The 16,767-nt window shown below is 64.5% G+C and carries 15 protein-coding genes, 2 tRNA genes and 1 pseudogene; 7 read left to right on the forward strand and 11 right to left on the reverse strand.

What is annotated here, in order from left to right; genetic code table 11:
• Nucleotides 1-9: 9 nt before the first annotated feature.
• Entirely contained in the window at nucleotides 10-1,077 is a 1,068-nt protein-coding gene (locus ACQP2U_RS08100; protein WP_433714097.1) for an NAD-dependent epimerase/dehydratase family protein, read from the forward strand.
• Nucleotides 1,078-1,316: 239 nt separating this feature from the next.
• Here ACQP2U_RS08100 and ACQP2U_RS08105 read toward each other — a convergent pair whose 3' ends face one another.
• Nucleotides 1,317-1,649 carry a hypothetical protein gene (locus ACQP2U_RS08105; RefSeq protein WP_397038754.1) on the reverse strand — a complete coding sequence of 111 codons (333 nt, stop codon included), beginning with the start codon at nucleotides 1,647-1,649 and terminating at the stop codon, nucleotides 1,317-1,319.
• Nucleotides 1,650-1,729: 80 nt separating this feature from the next.
• Nucleotides 1,730-2,614 carry a nucleotide sugar dehydrogenase gene (locus ACQP2U_RS08110; protein ID WP_433714098.1) on the reverse strand — a complete coding sequence of 295 codons (885 nt, stop codon included), beginning with the start codon at nucleotides 2,612-2,614 and terminating at the stop codon, nucleotides 1,730-1,732.
• Nucleotides 2,615-2,648: 34 nt separating this feature from the next.
• On the opposite strand from ACQP2U_RS08110, the gene ACQP2U_RS08115 reads away from it, so the two are divergent.
• Nucleotides 2,649-2,993: a hypothetical protein gene (locus ACQP2U_RS08115; RefSeq protein WP_433714099.1), complete on the forward strand. Its 345-nt coding sequence runs from the start codon at nucleotides 2,649-2,651 to the stop codon at nucleotides 2,991-2,993.
• Between the two features lie 413 nt (nucleotides 2,994-3,406).
• Here ACQP2U_RS08115 and ACQP2U_RS08120 read toward each other — a convergent pair.
• Nucleotides 3,407-3,479 (reverse strand) — tRNA-Lys (locus ACQP2U_RS08120).
• A 315-nt stretch (nucleotides 3,480-3,794) separates the two neighbouring features.
• Between ACQP2U_RS08120 and ACQP2U_RS08125 the strand changes: the two genes are divergently transcribed.
• Nucleotides 3,795-5,009, forward strand: a complete 1,215-nt coding sequence (locus ACQP2U_RS08125; RefSeq protein WP_433714100.1) for a L,D-transpeptidase — start codon at nucleotides 3,795-3,797, stop codon at nucleotides 5,007-5,009.
• 1 nt (nucleotide 5,010) lies between these two features.
• On the opposite strand, the gene ACQP2U_RS08130 is transcribed toward ACQP2U_RS08125, so the two are convergent.
• Nucleotides 5,011-5,289, reverse strand: coding sequence for a hypothetical protein (locus tag ACQP2U_RS08130; RefSeq protein WP_397038791.1), 279 nt, complete (start codon nucleotides 5,287-5,289; stop codon nucleotides 5,011-5,013).
• A 148-nt stretch (nucleotides 5,290-5,437) separates the two neighbouring features.
• Between ACQP2U_RS08130 and menC the strand changes: the two genes are divergently transcribed.
• The gene (menC, locus tag ACQP2U_RS08135; RefSeq protein ID WP_433714101.1) at nucleotides 5,438-6,544 is read left to right on the forward strand and encodes an o-succinylbenzoate synthase; all 1,107 of its coding nucleotides are present in this window, start codon (nucleotides 5,438-5,440) and stop codon (nucleotides 6,542-6,544) included.
• Nucleotides 6,545-6,716: 172 nt separating this feature from the next.
• Here menC and ACQP2U_RS08140 read toward each other — a convergent pair.
• Nucleotides 6,717-6,789, reverse strand: a tRNA-His gene (locus ACQP2U_RS08140).
• A gap of 55 nt (nucleotides 6,790-6,844) precedes the next feature.
• Complete coding sequence (gene orn / locus ACQP2U_RS08145; RefSeq protein WP_433714102.1) at nucleotides 6,845-7,486, reverse strand: oligoribonuclease; 642 nt, start codon at nucleotides 7,484-7,486, stop codon at nucleotides 6,845-6,847.
• 224 nt (nucleotides 7,487-7,710) lie between these two features.
• Here orn and ACQP2U_RS08150 point away from each other — a divergent pair, with 224 nt between their 5' ends.
• Both ACQP2U_RS08150 and ACQP2U_RS08155 read left to right on the forward strand, forming a co-directional pair.
• The gene (locus ACQP2U_RS08150) at nucleotides 7,711-9,564 is read left to right on the forward strand and encodes a helicase HerA-like domain-containing protein (RefSeq protein WP_433714103.1); all 1,854 of its coding nucleotides are present in this window, start codon (nucleotides 7,711-7,713) and stop codon (nucleotides 9,562-9,564) included.
• A gap of 130 nt (nucleotides 9,565-9,694) precedes the next feature.
• A complete protein-coding gene (locus ACQP2U_RS08155) occupies nucleotides 9,695-11,338 on the forward strand; it encodes a S8 family serine peptidase (RefSeq protein WP_433714104.1) in 1,644 nt (547 codons plus the stop codon).
• 3 nt (nucleotides 11,339-11,341) lie between these two features.
• Here ACQP2U_RS08155 and ACQP2U_RS08160 read toward each other — a convergent pair whose 3' ends face one another.
• The gene (locus tag ACQP2U_RS08160; protein WP_433714105.1) at nucleotides 11,342-12,436 is read right to left on the reverse strand and encodes an FAD-dependent oxidoreductase; all 1,095 of its coding nucleotides are present in this window, start codon (nucleotides 12,434-12,436) and stop codon (nucleotides 11,342-11,344) included.
• Between the two features lie 51 nt (nucleotides 12,437-12,487).
• Between ACQP2U_RS08160 and ACQP2U_RS08165 the strand changes: the two genes are divergently transcribed.
• Nucleotides 12,488-12,931: a MarR family winged helix-turn-helix transcriptional regulator gene (locus ACQP2U_RS08165; RefSeq protein ID WP_433714106.1), complete on the forward strand. Its 444-nt coding sequence runs from the start codon at nucleotides 12,488-12,490 to the stop codon at nucleotides 12,929-12,931.
• Between the two features lie 10 nt (nucleotides 12,932-12,941).
• Here the strand turns inward: ACQP2U_RS08165 and ACQP2U_RS08170 are convergent.
• The 4 genes and pseudogenes from ACQP2U_RS08170 to ACQP2U_RS08185 form a co-directional block, all read right to left on the reverse strand.
• Nucleotides 12,942-13,101 (reverse strand): annotated as a pseudogene (locus tag ACQP2U_RS08170) (diaminopimelate decarboxylase); the annotation flags it as partial.
• A gap of 65 nt (nucleotides 13,102-13,166) precedes the next feature.
• The gene (gene cmrA / locus ACQP2U_RS08175) at nucleotides 13,167-13,970 is read right to left on the reverse strand and encodes a mycolate reductase (protein WP_433714107.1); all 804 of its coding nucleotides are present in this window, start codon (nucleotides 13,968-13,970) and stop codon (nucleotides 13,167-13,169) included.
• 142 nt (nucleotides 13,971-14,112) lie between these two features.
• Nucleotides 14,113-16,143, reverse strand: a complete 2,031-nt coding sequence (locus ACQP2U_RS08180) for an FAD-dependent oxidoreductase (RefSeq protein WP_433714108.1) — start codon at nucleotides 16,141-16,143, stop codon at nucleotides 14,113-14,115.
• Entirely contained in the window at nucleotides 16,140-16,721 is a 582-nt protein-coding gene (locus ACQP2U_RS08185; protein WP_433714109.1) for a PadR family transcriptional regulator, read from the reverse strand. Before ACQP2U_RS08185 ends, ACQP2U_RS08180 begins: the two co-directional genes overlap by 4 nt.
• Nucleotides 16,722-16,767: the final 46 nt, after the last annotated feature.

Consider the following 16,767-nt stretch of genomic DNA (forward strand, 5'->3'; position numbering starts at 1 on the left):
GGAGCGGACATGCGAGTCGTTATCGTCGGCGCGACCGGAAACGTCGGAACGAGTGTGTTGGAGGCGCTATCGGACGAGGCCGGAGTCAGCTCGATTGTTGGTATTGCGCGGCGCGTACCGGGTAAGCCCCACGACGGCGTCGAATGGGTTCGTGCGGATGTGCGAACCGACGATCTGGAATCCTGTTTCCATGACGCCGATGTGGTAGTTCACCTGGCGTGGTTGTTCCAGCCGACCCATCAGCCCCTGGTCACATGGCGCGCGAACGTCGGCGGCACGGAACGTGTGCTGCGCGCCGTGGCGGCGGCACAAGTACCCGCATTGGTATACGCCTCCTCGGTCGGTGCGTATTCCCCATGTCAGGACGACCGGCCGGTACCCGAGAGCTGGCCGACCGACGGCTGGCCTCCGGCCGCGTATATGCGTGAGAAAGCCTACGTGGAACGGCTTTTCGACCGATTCGAGGCTGAAAATCCGGAGCTGCGGGTGGTTCGGATGCGGCCGGCATTCACCTTCTGTCGGGAGACAGCCAGTCAGCAGCGGCGCTTGTTCGCCGGACCGCTGCTACCGAATCGCCTGGTCAGGCCCGGGATTGCGCCGGTCCTACCGGTTCCGCGTGGCCTGCGGTTTCAGGCCGTGCACAGCCGTGACATCGGTCGCGCCTACGCGCTGGCGATCAATTCCGATGCCCGCGGTCCGTTCAACCTGGCCGCGGAGCCGGTGATCGACCGTTTCCGTCTGGCCGAGTTGTTCGGTGCACGGGTGGTGTCGGTGCCGCCCGCGCTCGCGCGCACGGCGCTCGCGATGGGATGGCACGCGCGAGCGCTGCCAGCGGCACCGGAGTTGTTCGATGCGGTGATGCACCTGCCGATTATGGATACCGGGCGCGCCCGAGCCGAGCTGGGGTGGACACCTCGTTTCACGGCGGTGCAGGCACTCCGACAGATGCTGGCCGGTCTTCGTGCAGGCACGGGAGAGGACACACCACCCCTGACCGCCGACGCGGGCGGACCATTGCGATGGCGCGAGTTCCTTTCCGGAGTCGGTGGTCGAGACCTCATCGACCAGCGCGGCTGAAAACCCATGGTTATTGCGGCGGCTGAGGCAGTATCGGTTTCCGGCGGGTACGGCCTGACGCTCGGCTGTCGCGCCGAGACCGCCTCGACACCCTGACCGAACCGTATTCGACGTCGACCCCTCCACGGTGACTTCACCGTGGCGTCTATCCAGACTGCGAGGCGACTATTGCTGAACTGACCATCGAAAAAGGCAACTGACAGCCCGTTCGAGGGGCTCCTGGCTCGTACCCTGCAGCCTCAGCGGATTTGCGCGCGGATGATCGCAGCGTGGGCGTGCAGTACGGCGGGCAGCGTGCCGATAAGAACAGCGGTCGAAGCGTGATCGATGACCGAGGTATCGGCGCGGCATACCGTGAGGTTGCAGCCGATCAACGGCCGCTCCAGTAAAGACAAGGCCTGGGTCCAATGGTCGATGACGATGCGCTGGGCGAGCTCATCGAGCGCGGCGGCCACCTGCGTACCGCTGCCGATGTGATAAACGCTCCACCACACGCCCCGACCAGCCGGCCAGGTGAGGTCGACCAGGCAGTTCAGCTGCTCCGCAGGGCTCACTACCGATCGGGTGGCCACCGGATAATTGTCCCCCTCATGACCGACGGTGGCGGCTCATACGGCTAGACGTGGCGTTTCCCGCCTGGCGTGCGTGGTGATCATTTCGTGTGGGGTTTGCGGATGGCATCTTTGGCGCGGTCCATCTCGGCGGTGCCGGTGCCCAGCAGGATGAAACCGGTGCCACTGAGCAGACGCTCGTCGAGCAGGTTTCGGGTGTCCACGATGACGGCCTGGTCGACCTCGGTCGCGAGTCTCGTCCAGTCGAGTGAACGGAACTCGGGCCACTCGGTGAGGATCACGATGGCACTGGCGTACTTTGCCACCAGATACGGGTCGTTCATCACCCGAATGCCGGTCAGATCGGGGAGACTCGATGCTAGGACACACGGGTCGTAAGCAGTGACGGTGGCGCTGTGGTGGGAAAGGCGCCGTGTGATCGCGACGGCGGGGGAGTCGCGCAGGTCCCCCGTCCCGGCTTTGAAGGCGAGGCCGAGTACGCCGATCCGCGTACCCGACAGCGAGCCGTCCACGGCACCGGTGGCCGCGCGGCGGATCTTGCGCATCACGATCGCATGCTGATACTCGTTGGCTCGCAAGGCATCCCGGACCAAAGCGAAGTCCACCCCGGACGCCTCCGCGGTCCGCAGGAGCGCGCGCGTGTCCTTCGGCAGACACGAGCCGCCCCAGCCCGGGCCGGGCGTGAGGAAAGCCGGACCGATCCGCTCATCCATCCCCATCGCTTTGGTGACCTTCGTGAAATCGGCACCGACCCGTTCGCACAATTCGGCAAGTGTGTTCACAAACGAGAGCTTGACCGCGAAAAACGCGTTGCTGGCGTACTTGGCGAGTTCCGCGCTGGCCGAGTCCGACCGCAGTGTCGGCGCGCCCGTACCTGCGTAAAGCGCCGCGACACGATCGGCCGACTCCCGATCCGGCTCGGCTGCACCGACGAGGACGCGGTCGGGGTGCAAGAAGTCGTGCACCGCATGGCCTTCCCGGAGGAATTCGGGATTGCTGATGACTGTCGTGCTCGCGAGGCCGGTCAGCGCGGGGATCCACCTTCGCACCTGGCAGGCGACCGTGCTCGCTGCGGCGGGATTCGGGCGCGTGGATCCGCCCACCTCGCAGCGTGCACGCAAGAGTGCCGAACGGGAAGTGGTGGCCGAAGTGGCTGCCGCGCTGGGCAATACCCCTGCCGTGGCCCGTGCATCCTATATCGATCCCCGCGTGGTCGAGTCGTTCGCCGATGGTGTCACGATTTCCAACGCGTTGGCGCGCGCTGCCATAGCCGATTCCAAGGACGGACGTCAGTTGGTGGTGGAACGTGCGGTGATCCGGTTGTTACGCCGCGCGACACGGTGACGAATCGCCCGATGTCAGGGAATCCCCTGTCCCACTGCGGATTTCGCGCCCACCCAAGCCGGTGAAGTCAGTTCGACATGTGTGTTGTGCCGCACCGTAGGTCGCAGGAGCTGTCTCGACGATTGCCCACTCGTGCGTAGGTGCGGCGGCCGATTCGAGTCTCGGGATGGCGCGCGGAGGGATTCGGCACCGCGCGATCCGCCACCGCAGTTCGCCGACCCGGAGGGCATCACGGAGCGGCATTACATCGTCTCGCCGGAGCAGGCACCGGACTCATCGGCGGTGCTGGAGCTGGGCACCGCCAGCTGAGAAACCATCGGTCAGTGGTGGTGACTTTTTGGTGTTCTTTTGGTGACGTTCCGGTCGAGCGAACAAGCTCACTCATGAAATCAGGCCTGACCTGCTAATTTAAGTGCGCCATCAGGGACTCGAACCCCGAACCCGCTGATTAAGAGTCAGCTGCTCTGCCAATTGAGCTAATGGCGCGTGTCTTGCTGCGCTCCGTGTTCCGGTGCGGGACAAACATTAACAGGCCGAGTACCCATAAGTGAAATCGGTTTCTGACCGGGGGCGGTGGGGGAGTTCGCGATCGGTGTTAACACCCGATGGGGTGCCGATGATCTAACCGGTGGAACTCGCCTGTGGCGGAGGGATTTCACAGTGGACCGGACCCGTTGCGCTGGCAGAATGTCTGGAGCGTGATCCGGACCGAACTCCGTCGGCGTTGCGGGAGGAGCGTGGTCGGGTTGGATCCGAGCCATCGGTGCCCTGGTGCATCGAGACTTGAAACGGGGTTTGGTTATGAGCGTTGGTCTTGGTCGACATCGGTCGATGAGAAAGATCACGGGACCGGTGATCGTGTGCGCGGTGTTGGCGCTGGCCTTGACGGCGTGTTCGTCATCCAACGCCGCCGACAATCCGACGGTTGCCATCGACCGTAATCCGATCACCGAGCTGATGAAGCCCAAGCTGTTGTCGCCGGTCAAGGACGGTGACATGGGGATTTCGCCGGGCGTGCCGCTGACCTTCAAGGTCGACGACGGCAAGTTCACCACCGTGACATTGACCAATCCGCAGGGTGTTGCGGTCGCAGGCAAGCTGGCCGCCGATGGGCGGACGTGGGAGACCACCGAGGTGCTCGGCTACGGCAAGAATTACCGGCTGAAGGCCGATGCAATCGGTTTGGGCGGCGCGAACTCGACCGTATTGAGCTTCACCACAAGTTCCCCGGACAGCCAGACCAAGCCGTATCTGCTGCCGGGTGAGGGCGAGGTGGTCGGCATCGGCCAGCCGGTGGCCGTGCAGTTCGACGAGAACATCCCGGATCGCAAGGCCGCGCAGAATGCGATCAAGATCACCACCGAGCCGCCGGTCGAGGGCGCCTTCTACTGGGTGAACAAGCGCGAGGTCCGGTGGCGGCCGGAGCATTTCTGGGCGCCGGGCACCAAGGTCACCATCGATGTGAATGTCTACGGTCGTGATCTCGGCAACGGACTGTTCGGCCAGGACAATATCCACTCGTTCTTCACCGTCGGTGCTCCGACGATCTTCACCGCGGACGACAACACCAAGCAGGTGACGGTGGAGATGAACGGCGAGGTGGTGCGAACCATGCCGACCTCGATGGGCAAGGACAGCACGCCTACCGATAACGGCATCTACATCGTCGGCGACCGCTTCGACCGGATCATCATGGACTCCTCGACCTACGGCGTCGCGGTGAGTTCGCCGAACGGCTACAAGACGCCGGTCGACTACGCGACCCGGCTTTCCTACTCCGGCATCTTCTTCCACTCCGCCCCATGGTCGGTCGGTGCGCAGGGCTACTCGAACACCAGCCACGGCTGCCTCAACCTGAGCCCCGCGAACGCGCTGTGGGTTTTGCAGAACGCCAAGCGCGGCGATATCACCATCGTCAAGAACACCGTTGGGGGCACGCTTTCGGGCGTGGACGGACTCGGTGACTGGAACATCCCGTGGCCGGAATGGAAGGCGGGCAACGCCGACAACGGCTAGCCTACGCGCAACTGAGCGTCGCTCCGACGGCGCTTCCGAGTGCGGCGCACAGCAGTGGCCCGCCGAACAATAGATTCTCGAAGCCGGACATCGCGGCACCGGCCGAGCCGGTGCCCGAGGAGCCGGTGGTGGTGACACCGCCGGCTGATCCGGTGGTGGTCGAGCTCGAACCCGTACTGGATCCGGTGCCCGGTTCGACCACGATATCCGCGGTCGCGGTACCGGTGGCGCCGGCGAGCAGGGTTGTGCCGACGAAAGCTGCGATTACCGCCGAACGCATCACGAACTTGGTGTCTTTCTGATCAGTTGGAGTGGCGTCCCGGTGACACCGCCCATGCCCGCAGTCTACGGAGTGAAACAGTTATCTGTCAGATTATCGGTGATAGTAAGCGGCTATCGGCAAGGGGCTGATATGCCAAGCTGTGAAGGTGAGGCTCGAAGGCGTTGAGCTGCGTCGGCTGGGCCTTCCGCTGCGCAGCCCATTTCGGACCTCGTTCGGGGTCGAATTGTGGCGCGACATTCTCCTGCTGCGGGTGGTTGCCTCGGACGCCCAGGGGTGGGGCGAGTGCGTAGCACTGCCCTCTCCGAGTTTTTCCTCCGAGTACATCGATGGCGCCGCCGACGTCATCCGCCGGTTTCTGTTGCCGGCGCTGGGCGGCCGCGATCTCGACCCGAATGATGTAGCGCCCACGCTTGCGCGGTTTCGTGGTCATCGAATGGCCAAGGCTGCGTTGGAGATGGCGATCCTCGACGCCTGGCTGCGCTCCCGACGAGGTTCTTACGCCGGATATCTCGGCGCGACTCGCACATCGGTGGCCGCGGGTGTCTCGATCGGGATCATGGACGAGATACCCGAACTGCTGGATACCGTCGTGGAATATCTGGAACAGGGCTACCAGCGGATCAAGCTCAAGATCGAGCCAGGATGGGATATCGCGCCGGTGCGGGCGGTACGGGAGCGGTTCGGCGAAGCTCTCGAGCTGCAGGTCGACGCGAACGGCGCCTATACCTCGGCCGATGCCGACCACCTCGCTGGTCTCGACGAGTTCGGACTCGAACTGCTGGAACAGCCCCTCGCCGCGGACTGCTGCCGCGATCACATCGGCCTCGCCCGCCGCTTGCGTACGCCGATCTGCCTGGACGAATCGATTCTCTCGGCCCGCGGCGCTGTCGACGCGATCGAGCTGGGGGCGTGCTCGGTGGTGAATATCAAAGCCGGACGTCTCGGCGGCTATCTCGAGGCACGCTCGACGCACGATGTCTGTGTGGCACACGGCGTACCGGCATTTTGCGGCGGAATGTTGGAAACCGGGCTTGGTCAGGCGGCGAATCTGGCGGTAGCGGCGCTACCCGGGTGTACGTTGCCCGCGGACATCGTGGCCTCGGATCGCTATTACGAACGAGACATCATCGAACCGCTGCGGCTGGAAGCCGGATACATCACAGTGCCTGACGGGCCCGGCCTCGGTGTAGACCCGTTGCCGGATGCGTTGGAGGCGGCAACGACGAGCAAGGAATGGTTGTCCCCGATATGACCCGCGCGACACTCGAGTAGACAACGGGCCAGGTGATGGGCCGTAGGGTACGGCGGTTCGTGCGTTATTCGGGGCAATGTCCCAGTGTGCGAACCGGAGTTGCTCAGGTTGTCTCTAGCTGGGCGAAAGAAAGAAGAGGGCGCGAACCGTTTGGTTCGCGCCCTCGCGTAAGGGTGGCTGACGGGACTCGAACCCGCGACAGCCAGGATCACAACCTGGTGCTCTACCAACTGAACTACAGCCACCATCGCCGGTGAATCACCAGCGCGGTCGATATTAGCGTGTCAACCCCTCGAGTCCCTAATCGGTTTCTGACGTGGCGTTTTGCGCGGTCTCCTTCTCGCCGCCGCTGAGTTCGTTCGCGACGGCGGTGATCTCCGCGGTCGACGGGCCCGGTGCGGCGACGAAGGCCGTGCGCCGGTAGTACTCCAGTTCGCGGATGGATTCCTTGATATCGGCCAGGGCGCGGTGGCTCAGGCCCTTCTCCGGCTGGCCGAAGTAGATACGGGGGTACCAGCGGCGGCACAGCTCCTTGATGGAGCTCACGTCGATCATGCGGTAGTGCAGATGCGCATCGAGTGCGGGCATATCGCGGGCGATGAAGCCGCGGTCGGTTGCGATGGAATTGCCGGCCAGCGGAACTGTGCCGGGGGTCGGGGCATATTCGCGGATGTAGTCGAGTATCTGCTGCTCGGCATCGGCGAGGGTGAGCGTGGAGCGGCGCACTTCCTCGGTCAGGCCCGAACGTGCGTGCATATCGGCGACCACCTGCGGCATGGCGGCCAAGGCCGCATCGTCGGCGTGGATGACGATATCCACACCGTCACCGAGAATGTTGAGGTCGCTGTCGGTCACGAGCGCGGCCACCTCGATCAGCTTGTCGCTGTCGAGGCGAAGGCCGGTCATCTCACAATCCATCCACACCACGTATTTGTCGGACACCCCGGCAACATTAGCGGTGTTTGTCCGGGATGCCTGCGGCATCGCACATGCTTGCTCTCGCTTCGCTCGAAACCGGTGCTGGTTGCATAGGAGTGCATGTCACTACTGGAGCAGCCGTGTCGGTGGGATCGGCGGCGATAGAGTTTGCGGAGATCGGCGTATGCGTTTCGGCACGACAGCTAACACTGCGAAAGCAGTCAGGGTCAGACCAGACGGAGGACGCGATGGACGCAGGATCGCCAAGCGATTCGATGGAGGGTCGCGGTCGGGAGACAGGTGCGCCCACCCCTCAGGAGAAGGCGGCCGCGGCTCGGAAAGCGGCCGAGGAGGCGGCGCGCGCGGCCGCGGAAGCCGCCGCCGTGGCCGAGGCCGCCGAACGTGAGTTGGCCGAGCAGGAGGCGGCCGCCGCGAGCGCGGATCCGAATGCGGCGAATGCGGTGGCGCAGGCCGAGGCCGCGCAAGCCAAGGTCACCGAGACGGCGGAGACCGCGGCCGCCAGCGCTGCCGCGGCGGAATCCGCACAGTCGGCGGCGAACACGACCGCGCAGATCGCGGAGCAGTCGGTGGCGCAGCAGATCGCGGCCGGCTATGCGTTCGACGGGGCAGCACTGGAATTGGGCACTGTTGTCGTCGATGGCGCCGTGGATTCGACTGCGCGGGTGCGGATTCCGATGCGCACCTTGAATCGGCACGGGCTGGTCGCCGGTGCGACCGGTACGGGTAAGACGAAGACGTTACAAGGTATTGCCGAACAGCTTTCGCGGGCCGGGGTTCCGGTGGTGCTCGCCGATATCAAGGGTGACCTGTCGGGGCTTGCGCAGCCGGGGCAGACCGAGGAAAAGCTCAGCGCCAGGGCCGTCGAGACCGGTGCGCCGGACTGGGCACCGTCCGGCTATCCGACCGAATTCGTCTCGCTCGGCACCGGTGGCGTCGGGGTGCCGATCCGCGCGACCATTACCGCATTCGGTCCGCTGCTGCTCAGTAAAGTTTTGGGGCTCAACGAAACTCAGGAGTCAACCCTCGGGCTGATTTTCCACTGGGCGGATAAGGCGGGTCTCGGCCTGCTGGATCTGAAGGATCTGCGCGCGGTCATCGCCCATCTCACCAGCCCGGAGGGCAAGGAGGACCTCAGGGGCATCGGCGGGGTTTCGGCCGCGACGGCGGGCGTCATCCTGCGTGCGCTGGTGAATCTCGAGGCCGACGGCGGTGACACCTTCTTCGGCGAGCCCGAACTGGATCCGGCCGATCTGTTGCGGACCGAGGGTGGCCATGGCGTGATCACACTGTTCGAACTCGGTGCGCAGGCGGCGCGCCCGGTGATGTTCTCGACCTTCCTGATGTGGGTGCTCGCCGATCTCTTCCAGACGCTGCCCGAGGTCGGCGATATCGAAAAGCCCAAGCTGGTCTTCATTTTCGATGAGGCGCATCTGTTGTTCGCGGATGCCTCGAAGGCATTTCTGGAGCAGGTGGAGCAGACGGTCAAGCTGATCCGATCCAAAGGCGTCGGCGTCTTCTTCTGCACCCAGCTACCCACCGATATCCCGAATTCGGTGCTCTCCCAACTGGGTGCGCGCATTCAACACGCACTGCGTGCCTTCACTCCTGACGACCAGAAGGCGCTGAGCAAGACGGTGCGCACCTACCCGAAGACCGGTGTCTACGACCTGGAGCAGGCGCTCACCTCGCTGGGGATCGGTGAAGCGATCGTGACGGTGCTTTCCGAGAAGGGATCGCCAACTCCGGTGGCGTGGACCAGGATTCAGCCGCCGCGCTCGCTGATGGACACCATCGGCGAGGATCAGATCAAATCGCGGGCGCTATCCAGCGCGCTGGCGGCAAAATATGGCCAGACCATCGATCGCGAGTCGGCGTACGAGATCATGGCCGCGAAAGCCGCAGCGGCACAGCGGGAACCGGAGGCCCCGCCACCGCCGGGGCGTTCGAAGGCCGCCGCAGAGGAGGAATCCGCCGCCGAGCGCATCATGAGGAATCCGGCGGTGAAGAGCTTTCTGCGGTCGGCCGCGGCCGCAGCGGGGCGCGAGATCAGCCGCAGCATTTTCGGCACCCGCAAACGCTGAGTACGAGTGATATCCCGGACTCGCCGGTCGGTGGGTCCGGTTGTTTTCGAGTAGTCGGTATTCGCTGCATCAGCGCAGGTCAGCGCTAAGTTTGCAGTGGTGTTCTGCCGGTCGTAGATAAGGAGTCGTCATGCCTACCGCAAATTTCGGGACAAAGAACGATCCCGGTTTCCAGTTGGAACAAAGCCCGGACCTGATCGCGGTCCGAACCCAGGACAGACGTCCGCTGCCCCGCTCCATCGGATCGGTTCGCACCCCGCTGAGCGGTGAACTCGATGACGCGGCACTGGTGGTGTCCTATCCGGAGGCGGGGGTAGAGGTGTATCGGGTGCCGCCCGATTCGCGCTCGATCGCTCAGCGCAAGTCCGTGCTCGCCGCCGCCCCGGAGGTGCGTTTCGCCGGTCATGTACTCGTGGATTCGGTGACCGGTGAGCCCGTGCTGTACACGGAGAACGTCTTCGTGAAGTTCACCGATGACGCGGACCCCGAACGGTGCGGGGCGGTGCTGGCCGCTGCAGGTCTGCGGATCAAGGAGACGGTGGACTACGCCGTCAACGCGTACTTCACCGCAGCACCCGAGGGGACCGGCCAACAGGTGTTCGAAATCGCGAACGGGCTGCTGCGCCGCGACGATGTCGAGTACTGCCATCCCGAGTTGATCCGGCGACGCGTCCGCAAGACGATCTTCCCGCAGCAATGGCATCTGAAGGCGACGACCATTGGTGGCGTCACGATCAATGCGCACGCGAATGTCGAAGCAGCCCATGCGATTACGCGCGGCAGCGGGGCGACGATCGCATTGATCGACGACGGTGTCGATATCGACCACCCCGAATTCGCCGGGATAGGCAAGGTGGTCGCACCACGCGATGCGACCCGACAGACCAACGATCCGCGTCCGCGCGATACGCACGGAACCGGCCCCGAAAAAGGGGATAACCACGGAACCGCATGCGCGGGCGTGGCCTGTGCCAACGGCACCGTCGGCGCCTCCGGGGTGGCGCCCGAGGCCAGGTTGATGCCGATTCGGCTCGCCTCCGATCTCGGATCGCAGGCGGAGGCGAGCGCCTTCAAATGGGCCGCCGACCACGGCGCCGACGTCATCTCGTGCAGTTGGGGGCCGGCCGACGGAGTCTGGTTCCGGCCGGACGATCCGGCGCACAATCAGGTCGTGCCGATACCGGCCAGTACCCGCCTGGCGATCGAGCATGCGGTGACGAACGGACGCAATGGCAAGGGGTGCGTCGTACTCTTCGCGGCGGGCAATGGCAATGAGTCCGTCGACAACGACGGCTACGCGAGTTTCGGGAAGGTCATCGCGGTCGCGGCCTGTAATGACACCGGAAAGCGCAGTGTATACAGCGATTTCGGCAAGGCGGTCTGGTGCGCCTTTCCGAGTAACGACATCGGAGATCCGGCGTTGCATCACCCCGATGCCTTGACCACCGGCATCTGGACCGTCGATCGGCACGGTCGCGCCGGATACAACGTGGGCACGACCGATGACGGCGATGCCGCGGGCAATTTCACCAATAGCTTCGGCGGCACCTCGAGCGCGTGCCCGGGAGCGGCTGGTGTCGTGGCATTGGTGTTGTCGGTGCATCCGGATCTCACGTCGAGCGAGGTCAAGGACTTGTTGAAGCAATCGTGCGACATGATCGATCCGCAGCATGGCGCGTACGGCACGGATGGGCGCAGTGACAAGTACGGCTTCGGCCGCCTCAATGCGCTCACCGCGGTGCAGACGGCCAAGAAACTGCGGGAGCCGCAGTGAGTTTCAGGTAACGCTGTGCAGCGAGCGTTCCACCATCGCGAAACCGTAGTCGAGCATTTCGGTTTCGTAGGTGTGGACCGCATCGCGCAGCGAATCGGGCCGCTCGGTAATGCGACGGCAGAGCAGGGCGGCGTCGCGCAGGGCTGTCGCCGCGCTGCTTCCGGCGGGGATCATGGTGTGGATGGCGTCGCCCATCAGCGTGACCGGTCCGGTTTCCCAGTGCCGCAACGGCTTTGCGGTCCGGATCGTGGTGTTGTGGACGGATTCCGGGTCGGCATGGCGCACGAGTGCGGCGAGATTGTCGGGCCAGTCGGCGATGAGTTCGGTGGCGATCTTCTGCAGCTGTTGCTTGTCCATGGCGGACAGGTCGGCCGGGATCAGTGCGGTCGGCGCGACGACCACCCACATGACGTAGTCGTCGCCGTCACCGGAGACGAATTCGTGGGCGGCCAGCGACATGAATCGGCCATCGGTACCAGAGACCACGCTGAATCCGTCCAGTGCTGCCTCCGGAGTGAGCGCGCGGATATCGTCGATCAGCGCTGTCTTGCCGTAAATCTCCGATTGGCCGGTTTCGATTACCTCGGCATCCGGCAGCCATTGGGAGCGGATGCGCGAATGCGTGCCGTCGGCGGCGACGAGTAGATCCGCATCGGTGACGGTGCCGTCGTCGAAGTAGGTGCGGACCCGACCGTCGTCGAGCAGTTCGAAGCGCTGGAATGATGCGCCGTGGTGGACGTCGATGCCGGTGAGCAGGATCTTGCGCAGCGTGAGCCGGTCGACGGTCAGGTGTCGCCCGTGTACATCCTCATCCGCTGACGGCGGAACCAGTATTTCCCGGACGACGTGCAGTTGCGGGTCGAGGAACCGCACGCCCGTCCCGCGCTTGCCCGCGGTCGCGACGATCTGTTCGTAGCGGTCCGGCGGCAGGCACGCGCGCAGTGCGAGATCGCCCTCCGGATCGAGGTGGATGCGATAGCCCTGGCTGTGGTGGCCTGCCGCCTCGCGTTCGTAGAGCTCGACGGTGATCCCGGCTCTGCACAGGCCCTGTGCGAGGAGGGGTCCGGCCAGCCCGGCGCCAACGATGACAATGTTCATTCATCAAAACTATCTGAATTCAGACGATCTGTCATCGGTTATAGTTCGTTCGTGGCGGATACTTCGGAGCAGCTCGGCGCGCAGATCGGTGGTCAGCTCTATCTCGCGCACCGCTATGCGCGCGCGGCGGCCAATCGGGCACTGCGGGAACAGCGTCTCGAGCTGCGTCACCTCGGGGTGCTCGGCTGTCTGGCCGAGGTGGGTCCACTCAGTCAGCGCGCATTGGTCGACAGGCTGCAGCTGGACAAGTCCTCGATGGTCTACATCATCGATGAGCTGGAGCGGCAGGGATTGGCGCAGCGGCGCAAGGACGAGCGGGATCGGCGCAGTTACGCCGTGCACATCACCTCAAGCGGGCGAGAGCGGTTAGCGGCCGCCAATCGCACCGCCGATGGGGTGGTCGACGAATTGCTTGCACCGTTCTCCGCGACCGAACGCCGGCAGTTGCATGAACTGCTCGGTCGGTTCATCGACCACGCCGCCGGACAGGCCTGAGAACGGCCCGTCAGTCGCCGATATCGCGGGCGAGTAGATCGTCGGTGGTTTCGCGTCGGACCCGTTGGGCGCGTCTAGCACTGCGATGACCGGTGGGCGGCCGATGCGGTTGTAAGACGAGGCGAGGCTGTGGTGGTAGGCCCTGTGCACGGCACAGCGAGCACCTCGCCGGCTGGCCCGCTCGGGTTTACGGCTGGCGGCGAGAATCGTGTGGTGCAGGCGCAGCTTGCGCTTCTCAGCCGCCGAGCTTCTTGTAGAACGCACCGGCGACGGGGGCCGTGATGGCGCGAGGGCCGTATTGGCCTGCGACGCTCATGCCCTTACTGATCAGGCCGGGAACGACGCGCATTTTGTTGCGGGCCAAGGCGTCGATGGAGATTTTGGCCGTGTATTCGGAGGTGACCCACATGAAGTCGGGCACCATTCGGTCGACGATGGAGGCCTCGGCCGGATCGGGGGTTTCGGTGCGGACCGGTCCGGGGGCGAGCAGGGTGACGTGCACGCCCGAGCCCTTCAGTTCGCCGCGCAGCGATTCCGAGAAGGTGTTGGCGAAGGCCTTGCTCGCCGCATAGGTGGCGTTGTTCGGGATCGGCATATTGCCCGCCGCCGAACCGCTGATCAGGATGCCACCGCCACCCCTCGCGATCATGCCGGGCAGCACGGCCAAGGTGAGATCGTGCACCGCAACGGCATTGAGCTCCATCTGATCCCGCTCATAGGCCGGATTCAATTCGGCGACCGCGCCGAAGGTCGCGATCCCCGCGTTATTGCACAGAATCGAAATATCGCGCGCCGCCAACTCCTCGACCAGCGCCCCCCGCGCCGTCCGATCGGCCAGATCCACCGCCCGCACCTCCGCGGTAACCCCATGTGCCAACGTCAACCGCTGCGCAAGCTCGGTCAACACCTCACCGCGCCGCGCGACCAGGATCAACGAATACCCGCGAGCAGCAAGCTCAGCGGCCAGCGCAGTCCCGATCCCCGAAGAGGCACCAGTAACAACCGCACGATTCTCAGACGTAGGGGAGGGCAAACTCACGAGAGAAGCCTAGGCGATCAACCCAACCCGACCCGCCCAGCCCACGCCGCAAACCCACCGAGTGGATCGAGAATGTAACCCCTTGGACTCGAGTCGACATTTGCCTCCACCAGCGCATGGTGATCAGCGGTTCGGTAGTGCGTTAGAGCCGGGCTGCTAGGCGGGTGCCCTGGTCGATGGCGCGCTTGGCGTCTAGTTCGGCGGCTAGGTCGGCGCCGCCGATGAGGTGGATGTTGGCACCGGCGGCGCGTAGGGGTTCTTCGAGTTCGCGGACGGATTCCTGTCCCGCGCAGATGATGACGTTGTCGACCGGGATCAGTTGGGGGCGTTGGCGCTTCTCGCCGAAGCTGATGTGCAGGCCGTTGTCGTCGATACGTTCGTAGTTGACGCCGCCGACGCGCTCGACGCCTTTCGCCTCGAGTGCCGCGCGGTGCACCCAGCCGGAGGTCTTGCCGAGATCTCTGCCGAACGGTGTCGACTTGCGTTGCAGCAGAACGACTTCACGGGCCGCGGGTGCGGGTTTCGGTTTGGTGAGCTGGCCGCGAATCTGTTCGTCCGCGGAGTCGATACCCCATTCTTCCTTCCACTCGTCGAGCTTGAGGGTGGGATGTCCTTCCACGGTCAGGAATTCGCTCACGTCGTAGCCGATGCCGCCCGCGCCGATGACGGCGACGCGCTTGCCGACCGGCCGCTCCTCGCGCACCAGTTCGGCGTAGGACAGCACCATCGGGTGGTCGATGCCGGGAATGTTCGGAATGCGCGGGCGCACGCCGGTGGCCAGCACGATCTCGTCGTAGCGTGCTTCGAGCAGCTCCGCAGCGGTGACCCGCTTGTTCAGATGCACGGTCACACCGGTGATCTCCAGCATCCTGGTGTAGTAGCGGATCGACTCGTTGAACTCCTCCTTGCCCGGGATGCGGCGCGCGATATCGAACTGTCCGCCGATCTTGTCGTCGGCCTCGAAAAGCTCGACTCGGTGCCCACGTTCGGCGAGATTCACTGCCGCCGACAATCCGGCCGGGCCCGCGCCGACGACCGCGACGCGCTTGGTGCGCCGAGTCGGGAGCAGCTTCAGTTCGGTCTCGTGGCCAGCGCGCGGGTTGAGCAGGCAGGACACGGTCTTGTGCTGGAACGCATGGTCCAGGCAGGCCTGGTTGCAGGCGATGCAGGTGTTGATTTCGTCGACCCGGTCGGCGGCGGCCTTGTTCACCCATTCCGGATCGGTGAGCAACGGTCGTGCCAGCGAAACCAGTTGCGCGTCACCGCGGGTAAGGATCTCCTCGGCGATCTCGGGCATATTGATCCGGTTGGACGCGCAGACCGGAATGTTGACCTGCCCGGTGATCTTCGCGGTGAATTCGACGAAGGCGGCTCGCGGTACCGAGGTGACGATGGTCGGCACCCGCGCCTCGTGCCAGCCGATATCGGTATTCAGGATGCTGGCACCGACGGCTTCGAGTTCCTTTGCCAGCACGACGATTTCGTCGAACGTCTGCCCGTTCTCGACCAGTTCGGCCATGGACAAACGGAATACGATGATGAAGTCGGGCCCGACCGCGGCGCGGGTGCGGCGAACGATCTCCACCGCGAGTCGGCGCCGGTTCTCCGGCGAGCCGCCCCACTTGTCGGTGCGCTTGTTGGTGCGTGGCGCGAGGAACTGGTTGATGAAATAGCCTTCACCGCCCATGATTTCGCAACCGTCGTAGCCCGCGAACTGGGCCAGCTTCGCACAGCGGACGTAGTCGTCGATGGTCTGCTCGACCCCGCGCGCGGAGAGCTTGCGCGGCCGGAACGGATTGATCGGGGCCTTGATCGAGGATGCCGAAACACTGCCCGGCATATAGGAATACCGGCCGGCGTGCAGGATCTGGATGGCGATCTTGCCACCCTCTTTGTGCACGGCTTTGGTGATCACTCGGTGCCGGTAGGCCTCGGATTTGTTGGTGAGTTTCGCGCCGAACGGCAGCAGCCAGCCGGTGCGATTCGGGGCGTAACCGCCGGTGATGATGAGACCCACACCGCCGCGGGCACGCTCGGCGAAATAGGCGGCGAGCCGGTTGGTATCCCAGGCACGATCCTCTAGGCCGGTATGCATCGACCCCATGACTACGCGATTGCGCAGTGTGGTGAAGCCTAGATCGAGGGGCTCGAAAAGATGGGGGAACGAACTCATCGCTGAGTCTCACCTTTCTTCGGGTCCGCGTGCGGGGCTGTTGCACGAGGTTGCAGGGCTTGCAGTACTTCGTCGCACCATTCGACGAATCCGGACTCCACGCGAATGCCCGCGCGCAGCACGAGGTACTGGTGCAGCGGGGTACCGGCGAGCTGATCTGCAGCGGTAAAGTCGCGTTTCTCGATGAGCCGGTACAGCTCGAGGCGTTGATTGTGCTGCTCACGATGCCGGACGACCTCGTCGCAGAGTGCGCCGATATCGCCGTGCGCGGCGGCGCGGATCTTCACGCCGAGTTCGTTGCGCGGTATCGAGGTATCGGTCGGCGCGGCGATCCAGCGTGCCAGCTCTGCCCGGCCCGCCTCGTTCACCGTGTAGACCTTCTTGTCCGGCCTACCCTCCTGGGCGATTGTTTCGCTGCTGAGCCAGCCGGATTCCTCCATGCGCTTGAGCACGCGATAGATCTGCTGATGGGTGGCGCGCCAGAAGAAGCCGATGGACTTGTCGAAGCGGCGCGCCAGTTCATAACCCGAACCGGCACGCTCGGTCAGCGAAACCAGGAGCGCATGTTCGAGTGCCATGACGCCAGGTTATCGTTACACCCAGTACTATGCAACTGGGTGCATA

Source organism: Nocardia sp. CA-084685, assembly GCF_050955785.1.
Taxonomy (GTDB): domain Bacteria; phylum Actinomycetota; class Actinomycetes; order Mycobacteriales; family Mycobacteriaceae; genus Nocardia.